General features: G+C 64.5%; 3 protein-coding genes. All 3 read right to left on the bottom strand.

Annotated elements, in window-relative coordinates; genetic code table 11:
* Positions 1-120: 120 nt before the first annotated feature.
* A complete protein-coding gene (locus F0Q45_RS25320; protein ID WP_149656493.1) occupies positions 121-540 on the bottom strand; it encodes an ester cyclase in 420 nt (139 codons plus the stop codon).
* A 9-nt stretch (positions 541-549) separates the two neighbouring features.
* Entirely contained in the window at positions 550-1,131 is a 582-nt protein-coding gene (locus F0Q45_RS25315) for a DUF6262 family protein (RefSeq protein WP_262491177.1), read from the bottom strand.
* Positions 1,128-2,588, bottom strand: a 1,461-nt coding sequence (locus tag F0Q45_RS25310; protein ID WP_262491176.1) for a tyrosine-type recombinase/integrase, incomplete at its 5' end; no start/stop codon positions are given. The genes F0Q45_RS25310 and F0Q45_RS25315, both read right to left, overlap by 4 nt.

The following is a 2,588-nucleotide window of genomic DNA, read 5'->3' as shown; positions in this document are numbered from 1 at the left end:
TTCTCTGGGGGTCGGCCGCGACGGGCGCGAATGTTCGAGCGAGTTCCTGCAGTTCACGCGTTGCTTGGGGAACGCTATCGAATGCAACAGGTGTTGTGCAAGCAAGCCGGTCTTGAGGACTCACCTGTCTTGCTCGGTCAGTTGTTGACGGAGGCTGTCGAGGTCGCCAAGTACCCAGATGTCAGCGATGAGATCGTCTGTGGTGGTGAAGAAGGCGGCGCCGGAGTAGGCGAACCGGCGACCAGTCGCGGGGATGCCGAGCAGCGTCCCGAGGTGGGTTCCCGAGTACCTGAGTCGGGCTGCGGCACGGTGCGTGTCGCTGATGAGGTCGATGATTTCGTTGTGGAAATCTGGTGCACCACAACGGATTTGGTCTCGGTAGGTACGCCATTGATTGCGTCCGGTTGTGGAGGTTCCAAGCGACCCGCGGAAGGCGATATCGGGTGCCAACGTGTCGTCGACGGCTGTGTCGTCCCATGCATTCCACAGCCGCTCATAGAACCGCCGCACCAGGTCGTGAGCCGAGACCGGGACCCTCATGAGCCCTCCTTACCTTTCCGCGGCGGTCTCGGGTTGTGCGCGACCGGACATCCCATGCGTGGTGTTGAGACGAGTGATGAGTTCACGATTAGCGGCGCGGGCGGCGTCGAGTTCTTCGGTGCGCTCTTCGAGTTGAAGGCGGAGATCGACAATCTGCTGTTCGAGTGCGGTGATTTGCTGGTGGAGTTGGTCGACGTCGTCGGGGGCGCCGATGCCGGATTCCCGCCATGCTTGTTCACCGAGTGCAGCGGAGAGGCGGTTTTCGAGTTGCTGGACCCGCGAGGCCAGTCGGGCTGCTCGCTGTTGAGCGTTGAGCAAATCGGTCTGCAAGGAGGCAGTGCTCACACCGCCGACCGCCAATTTGTTGGTGGGTTCGGTTGCGGCAGCGTGGATTTGTTCGAGCAGGTCGCGGTGGCGGTAGAGGAAGCTGCGGTCCACGCCTGCGGCTTGGGCGATTGCGCTGACGGTGATCTCGTGCTGCCCAGCGTGCGCGTCGTTGAGTGTCTTAAGTACGCGTTGGCGCCGGCGCAGGGAGTCGGCGCGTCGGCCCGCAGCCATGGCGGCCGAACGGGAGCGGTTCGATGAACTCACGCGGATCCTTCCTGGAGTCGCTGTTGTTGGGGCGGCGAGGGTGCGATGCGTGGCATGCCGAGCAGGGTGACGCGATGGGGCCGAACGGCGGCGACGGCTTGGTCGATGTCGGCGCGTTCGTCGTCGCCGAGCTGGTCGAGATCGCCTTTGATGCGCTGAATCAACCCGCGCGTAAGGGCGATTTCGGTGTCGGAGGGCATGGCGTCAGCGCGCGCCCAGTCATCGATGTCGGTGGCGGCTTGCAATCGTTCACGGATGCGCAGCAAGTCGTCGAGGTGGGCTTGCAGGTCGGGCAGGTAGGAGACGTCGGTGCGGAAGTGTTCGCATCCCAGGCAGCGGAATCGGTAAGGGCACGACTGGCCGTTGGCTTTGACGTTGGATGGTTCGGAACACACGCCGTAGGGCACCGCGACTTCTCCGACCGCGCGGCGGACGTATTCGGAGTCGAGCAGTGCTTTGACGTCGCGCCAGATGCGGTTGCCGTGCCGGTCGAACTGCAACGCACTGACCCGGTCGACGGCGTCGCGGCGACGTTTTTCTTCGACCCGGTAGTAGCGTTGCGTGGCTTTCAGGTCGCGGTGATTCATCAACTCACGCAACACATCCGGCGGAACTCCGCTATCCGCGTGGCGCTGAGCGTAGGTGTGCCGGTAGCAGTATGCGACCAGCCGGGTGGTGTCAAACGGGTTGCCGTCGGCGGTGCGCAGTTCGCCGATGGCGTCGATCCACTCCCGGTGGCGGTGGCAGAGCCGGGATGCGCTCAGCGGTCGACGTCCGCCTTGCTGGATGGTGCGCGCGGGCAGCAGCGCGAGCTCACCAACCGGTGTGTCTGGGTAGCGCGCCCGGACCCGCTGCTTTTGACGGGTGATGACCTCTGCGGTGGCCTCGGGGATCGGCAGCCTGCGGCCAGGCCGATCGGCCTTGTCGTTGTCGTAGATGAGCACCGGTTTGTCGTCGGCGTCGCGGTCAAGACAGTCCCAAGCCAACGAGCAGACTTCATCGGGGCGGCGGCCGGTGTCGATGAGAATTTCGACGGCAGCACGCATTTCCGGGCCGCCCAGTGCTTCGAGTTGGGGCAGGTGTTCACAGATCTGCCGCAGTATTTCCGGTGGCAGATCGCGCCCGGGTTCGCGATCCGGACGCCGCGGCATGTCGCTGGTCTGCAGCACGAACTCTTGACTGAGGCCGGCAGCGGGCTCGCGCTGGCGGGTCAGCCCCAGGGCGCGGATGCGCGACAGCATGGTCTTGGTCTGCTGACATGCCCTGATCCGTGCATCGCGGGTCAGGGCGCCGGTGCTTTCCAGGTAGGTCAATCGGTTCAAGAAGTTATCGATGTCGGCACGTCCCAGCATGCTGGGTACCTCGCCACGGTCAGAACGCATGCGCAGGCTTTCCGAGAGCCGCTCCAGGCAGCCGACGTGATGCGACACCAGATGCCCGACCCGCTTTCCCCGGCG

Source organism: Mycobacterium simiae, from assembly GCF_008370645.1.
Taxonomy (GTDB): Bacteria; Actinomycetota; Actinomycetes; order Mycobacteriales; family Mycobacteriaceae; genus Mycobacterium; species Mycobacterium simiae_A.
This window is presented reverse-complemented; position numbering and strand designations above follow the sequence as displayed.